Genomic DNA, 6,804 nt, shown 5'->3' with positions numbered 1-6,804 from the left:
CCTGGTCGGGCGGGAAGATCAGCCGCGGACCGCCGGAGGCGGGTTTCAGTTCGGCCAGCGCCTGGGGCGCGGAACTGGGGCCGATCGGCCGGGGCGCGGCCGGCGGGGCGTGGATCAGGTCGGCGACGTCGAACAAGATCGGCAGGGCCGCGTCCCGGCCGGTCAGTCCGCCCCGGGCCCCGCCGTCGGCCCGCCCTGTCCAGACGATGACGGCGTGGCCGCCGACGACGCCCGCCGCCAGGGCGTCGCGGAAGCCGTAGGAGGTGCCGGTCTTGTAGGCCATGGCGGGGCGCCCGCGGGTCAGGGCGGCGGGGCTGAAGCCCTGCGGCGGCGGGGTCTCGCGCAGGATGTCCAGCACCTGAACGGCGGCGTCCTGCGCCACCAGGCGCCGGCCCCGCTCGCGCCCGCGGCGCTGCGCCTCGTCCTCTGTCCAGGCCAGCGGCTTGGCGATCCCGCCGTCGCCGAGGGCGGCGTAGAGCACGGCCAAGTCCCGCAGGCTGATCCCGACCCCGCCCAGGGCGATGGCCAGGCCCGCCGCCCGGCTGTCGGCCCGCGGCCGCACCAGCTCGACGCCGGCGCCGTCGAGCCTGGCCTCAAACGCCGAGGCCCCGACCTTCTCCAGGGTGGCGACGGCCGGCATGTTCAGCGACTGGGCCAGCGCCTCGCGGACGCTGACCTTGTCGTGGAACACACGGTCGAAGTTCTCCGGCGCGTAGTCGGCGAACCGGCGCGCGGAGTCCTCGATCTGGGTGTCCGGGGCGGCGATCCCGTCCTCGAAGGCGAAGGCGTAGATGAAGGGCTTGAGCGCCGAGCCGGGGGAGCGGCGCGCGCGGGTCATATCGATCCAACCGCCGGAGGCGGAGAGGCCGGAGGAGCCCACCGCCGCGCGCACAGCCCGGCCCTTCACCTCCACCACCAGGATGGCGACCGTGGTCTCCGGCCCCTGGGCCCGCGCCGCCGCCGCGGCCAGCGGCTCGAGCCTGGCCTGCAGGGCCGCGTCGATGGTCGAGACGACGCTCGCCTCGCCGCGGTCGGCCGCCCGCGCCAGCTCGCCCGCCGCATGCCAGGCGAGCGCCGGGAACGGCGCCCGGCCGGGCAGGGGCTCGGCCTCGGCCTCGGCGGCGGCGGTTTCGGCGATGGCCCGTCTGCGGACCATCTTGTCGAGCACGGCCCTGCGGGCGAAGCGCGCGGCCTCGGGCCGACGGTCGGGGCGGCGCGCTTCCGGCGCCTGTGGCAGCGCGATCAGCAGGGCCTGCTCGGCGTCGGTCAGGCTCTCCGGTTCGTGCCCGAAGTAGGAGAGGCTCGCGGCCCGCACGCCCTCCAGGTTGCCGCCATACGGCGCCAGCGTCAGGTACATGGCCAGGATTTCGCGCTTGGAGAACCGGGCCTCCAGCTGCACCGCCCGGACCATCTCGATCAGTTTGGAGGGCAAGGTGCGCGGCCGAGGCTCCAGCAGCCGGGCCGTCTGCATGGTGAGCGTCGAGGCGCCGCTCTCGATGCGGCCGGTCACCGCCGCCTGCGCCGCCGCCCGGGTCACGGCCAGGAGATCGACGCCCGGGTGCAGCCAGAAGCGGGAGTCCTCAATGGCCACCAGCCGCTCGACGAAGCGCGGGTCGGTGCGCTCCAGGTCGGCCCGCAGGCGCCAGCGCCCGCTCTCCACCGGCAGGGCGCGCAGCCAAGCACCCCTGCGGTCCAGCACCACGGCGGAGGCCTGCTCGGCGCGGGTGAGGTCGGGCGGGAACACGGCGTCGAGTACGGCGACGGCCATCAGCCCGGCGACGATGGCCCAGGCGGGCTTTGGGACGCGGCCGATCCAGCCATCCTTTTCCCCTCGCGGGAGAAGGGGAGATGGGATCGGCAATCCCACCCTATCCCCCCGGCGCGATGGTCGTCCGCCGCGCCGCGGTGCGGGCGGCGAGCGTCGGGCGGTACATGTCGCGGGCCTCGACGCCGGGCAGCAGGAAGTCGCCGGGGGTGACGGCTCTCGCCAGGTAGGCGACCGCGAAGGTCTGGCCGCCCGGCAGGTCCATGGCGGCGATGTAGCGGTCGTCGCGGGCCTCCTGCACGTCGGCGTGGCTGAGCTCGCCGAGGAAGCCGAAGGGCCCGTTCTGCGCATCGTCCGCGCCCAGCACCGCCTCGATCTCGAAGCCGGCCGGCAGGGGATCGTCGACGACCAGGGCGGTGGTGCGCGACTGGGCCGAGCGGCCCTTGATCAGCACGATCACCCGGTCCCCCTGGCGCAGGGCCCCGGCGTCGGCGGGATCGCCGGAGAGCGTCAGCACCTGCTTGGAGACCGCCAGGCCGGTACCGCCGGCCATCGGGGCGTCGATCGGCGTGCCGCGGACGGTCACCGTGCGCCACAGGGCGCCCGAGCCGGCGTTGGCGAACCTGGCCTCCGCCAGCCGGCCGACCGACCATCGGGGCGAGCCGCCCGCCGACTGCAGCGGCGTCGCGCCGCTCGCCTGGATGCGGATCTGGCCGGCGGCCCGCAGCATGTGGTGGGCGGCCTGCAGCAGCCGCGCCTGCTCCTGGGTGTTGATCAGGTCGGGGTCCTTCACGGCATTCTCCAGCCGCCCCTGCAGGCTGCGGGCGATGTCGACCTCGCCGGCCTCGTAGGCCAGGGCGATGACGGCGGCCACGTCGCGCAGCGGGCTCTGGTACCAGTCGCTCTCCTCCCGGTAGCCGAGCGAGCGAACCGCCGCGCGGAAGCCGGAGCGGGCCCGGGCGCGGTCGCCCATCAGCGCCAGGCCGGCGGCGACCTGCGCCTTGGCCAGCGGCGCCGGCTCGGACTTCATCTGCACGTCGTGCCACCAGCGCAGACGCGCCAGGTCCCCCTGACCGCCCTTGGCGAGGACGTAGAGAGCGTAGGCCGAGGCCCGACGGCGCAGCGCCGAGGTCGCCTCACGAGAGGCCGCCGGCGAGCCGGCCCACCACTCGGGATATTCCAGGCGGTAGGACACCGAGGCCCATCCCTCCGGCCGTGAGATCTGGCGCATGGCCGCGAGCGCCCGGTCGAGCGAGGCCTTCGGCACCGGCGCGCCCTGCCGGCTGGCTTCGATCAGGAAGTCGGTGGTGTAGGCGCCGAGCCAGGCGTCGGCCTCTGCATCGCCGACCCGCCACAGGCCGAAGGCGCCGTCCATCGACTGGCGGTCCAGCACCCGGCCGACCGCCTGGTTCAGGGCCGGCGTCGCGCGCCTGGACTTCGGGTCGAGCTGGCCGGCGTAGAGCAGCGGATAGGCGGCGGAGACCAGCTGCTCGGTGCAGCCGTACGGGTATCGCGACAGCGACTGGGCGATCGGCGCCGGGTCGAAGCCGCGGAACGGCGAGTAGCTGACCGTCAGGGTCACGTCCCCCGCCGCCAGCCCCGAGAGCAGGGCGGAGGAGGGCGTGAAGGTCTCCCCGGGCTTCTGCAGGGCGATGCTGGTGCGGGTGATCGGGCCCCAGCCGAGGCGCGTCTGGAGCGGGTAGTCCCGGGCCGTCTTGAAGCCGGGACCGGCGACGCGGAAGCCGACGTTTCCGACACCCGCGCGGCGCGGGGCGTCGAACGGGATGCGTTCGGCCTCGCGCTGGCCGAGCACAAGGCGGAACAGCTTGCGGAACTGGGCCATCAGGCCGCCCTGGGAGACAACCTCGGCGGTGTAGTCGCCGGGGCGACCCTCGAGGTTGTGCAGCTCGAGGGTGGCGAAGGCCTGGTCGCCCGGGGCCATGAACCTGGGCAACGCGAGCTCGGCCACCACCGGTTCACGGGACACCAGCGGCTTCGACGCCGCGCCCACGGCTTCATCGGTCCAGGCGACCACCATCAGCCGAAGCTCGCCGTTGTAGTCGGGGGCGGGCAGCCGGATGGTCGTCTTGCCGCCGGGCCCGGTCTCCACCAGGCCGGACCACAGGGCGACGGTGCGGATCGGCGTCGCCGTCAGTCCCTCGCCGCCGACGCCATCCGCGCCGAAGTTGACGTTGGCCGGCGCGCCGAGGTTGGGATCCAGCAGGCGGCCGTAATCGTCACGGTAGTCGAGGCTGAGCGCCTGCTTGCCGAAATACCATTTGGCGGGATCAGGGCTCTCGAAGCGGGTGATCCGCAGGATGCCCTCGTCCACGGCGGCCACGGTCACCCGCGCCTTGCCGCCGAAGCCGGCGCCCTTGATGGTCAGCGGCACCTCCAGCTCCTGCTTGGCGTGCATCTTGGCGGGCGTGCCGATGTCCACGGCGAGCTTGCGGCTCTTGGGGTCGAGGGGGACGTAGACGAGGCCCAGCGCCCGCCGAGGCTTGGGCGAGGCGACCGGGTCGCGCGGCTGGACGACGCTGACCAGCACATAGGCGCCTCCGCCCCAGGCGGCGCTGGTCTTCAGCTTCACAGTGCGGCCATCCTCGCCGACCGAGACGGTCTGGAAGTCGATCAGCCGATCGGTGGCGACGGCGATCTGGGCCTCGCCCGCGTAGGGGGACTTGAAGGTGATCTCGACGGTGTCGCCCTGGGCGTACTCGCGCGATCCGGCGCTGACGCGGACGACGTCCGGCGCCTCCACGTCCTTGGCCGGCGCACCCCAGCCCGACGCGAAGCGGATGACCGTGGCCGCCCCCTCAGGGCCGGTGAGCTCCAGTCGGTAGTCGCCCCAGCCGAGCCGGCGGGCGATCCGCGCCGGCGCGCCGGCGGTGACGTTCATCGGCCCGGCGGCAACCACCACGTCGCGGCTCGTCCGCCGCCACTGCCAGCGGCCGTCCTGCTGGAACCAGTCGTAGCTCCAGGTCTCGCTGATCAGCCGGTAGCCGACGTTTGGCGCCGCCACCCGCCGCCCGGCGGGATCGACGGCGACGACGTCCATGTTGACCAGCGGATCGTTGCGGCCGGAGGTTTCGCCGAGGTCGACCTTCACCCCGAGGTAGACCGGGCGGTTGCGCACCTTGAGCTTCAGGCCCTCGCGCACCGGGCGGCCGCCCGGCTCGAACACCGAGGCGACGAACTCGGCCTCCAGCGGCTGAGCCGTGTCGTTCTCGGCGCCGGCGTTGACCTGCAGCACCGCGCGCCCCTCGCCATCGGTGACGGTTTCCCCGAGCTCCAGCAGCCGCTCCTTGAACGGGTCGCGCTGGTCGCCCCACTGGTAGCCCTCGTGCTGCGGGAAGGGGTTGGGGTCGACCCGCAGCCGGGCCTCCCCCTGAGTGGTCAGGCCCGAGCCCACCGCCCCGTAGAGGAAGCGGGCCAGCACCTCGACGGGCCGCGTCTCCCCGGGCGCCATCGGGACCGCCTCGCGGCCGGTCGCGGTGACCGCCAGCCGCTGGGGCGCGAAGTCCTCGACGTTGAAGCTCATCTCGCCGGCCGGCTCGGCCATGCCGTCGATCTCGAGCGTCACCTTCCAGACGCCGCGCGGGGCGCTGCGGGGCAGGGCGATATCCGCGCCGGCGTAGCCCATCGGCGCGTCCTTGAAGCCGTAGCGGATCAGCTCGACGCCGGACGGACGGCGCACCACGATGTAGCCGCGGCGGTCCTTTACCGCTCGGGCCTCGCGGTCGCGCAGCAGCGCGTTCACGTGCACCGTCTCGCCCGGCCGGTAGATGCCGCGGTCGGCATAGAGGAAGCCGTCGACCAGCCCGGCCGCGGTGCGCCCGGCGGTGGTGTCGGTGCGGCCGCCGATCCCCTGGCGGGACAGGTCGGCCGGCGGGCGGTCGAGGTCGAGCACCGCCAGGTCGCCCTGCGGTCCGTAGGCCATCACCATCTTGGCCTTGGCGGCGTCTTCCCCCTCCAGCAGCGGCCGGTCGAAGCGGACCCGGCCCGAGCCGTCGGTCCTGCCCTGGCCCAGCTCCTCGCCATTGGCGGCGACCAGGGTGACCCGCAGGTTCGGCAGGGTCTTGGCGGTCTTGAGGGAGCGGACCACCACGTCCAGCGCCTCGGAGCCGTCGTAGGCCGACAGCGCCATGTCGGTGAACATCACCCAGCGCCTGGCCTGGGCGGGCGGGTTGGGGTCGTAGTCCTCCTCGTCGCCCTCTCCAGCCGTCAGGCCCCGGCCGCCGGAAGCGTCCTTGGCCTTGATGACGTAGCCGCCGGGCTTCATCTCCTTCAGCACCGCGCCGAGGGGGAAGACGGTGGTGACCCGCTGACCCGAGGCGGCGTTCACCGCCACCTCGCCCTTCCAGACCAGCCGGCCCTCGCCCTGCGGGCTGTCGTCGCCCCAGTCGCTGGCGTACTCGCCCTCGGCGGTGGGCTCTGGGGCGGTGATGGATTTGCGCACCAGGTTGCGGTCGACGACGCGCCAGACTTCGATGGACAGGCGCTGGACGTTGATGGTCTCGATGCCGATGCCGTCGGCCTCCTCGCGCGGCAGGATCACGCCCTCGCCGGCGAAGCCCACGAACGGCGGCTTCTCGCCGAAGGTGAAGGGCACCTCGGCGTTCTGGGCGAGCGTCTCGCCGCCGCGGGCCGGCAATCCCTTCAGCAGGGTGACCGTCCGGTCGGTGAAGCCGATGCCCGCCAGACACAGCTCCGAGCCCTTCACCTGCACCGCCGGCTTGGCCGGCAGCTCCGGAGAGACCAGCACGAAATCGCCGTAGGCCTTGGCGGGGTCGAGGGCGCGGCTCATCTCGATGCAGGCCTTGGGGTCAGGGCCGGAGCTGTCGATGCGCGAGCGCCAGACCGCGAAGCCCTGCGGCTTCGGCGGCCCCGACCGGCGGGCGTCCTTGGCTCTGGGCTTGCCGAACAGGCTCCAGCCCTCGCCGGCGGGCTCTCCCGTGACGGCGGCGGGCGAGCGGCCGGGCAGGGCGCCGTCGAGGGCGGTGGCCGTTAGCGCCCCGCCGCCGAACGCGGCGGCGACC

General features: G+C 74.0%; 2 protein-coding genes. Both read right to left on the bottom strand.

Going from position 1 to position 6,804, the window contains the following annotated elements; all coding sequences use genetic code 11:
- Positions 1 to 1,768, bottom strand: a 1,768-nt coding sequence (pbpC, locus tag VHK87_RS03275; protein ID WP_329633468.1) for a penicillin-binding protein 1C, incomplete at its 3' end; no start/stop codon positions are given.
- A gap of 100 nt (positions 1,769 to 1,868) precedes the next feature.
- Positions 1,869 to 6,804 (bottom strand): alpha-2-macroglobulin (locus VHK87_RS03270; RefSeq protein ID WP_329633467.1); only part of this gene is annotated, 4,936 nt, incomplete at its 5' end.

The organism is Phenylobacterium sp. (assembly GCF_036263695.1).
Classification (GTDB): domain Bacteria; phylum Pseudomonadota; class Alphaproteobacteria; order Caulobacterales; family Caulobacteraceae; genus Phenylobacterium.
This window is presented reverse-complemented; position numbering and strand designations above follow the sequence as displayed.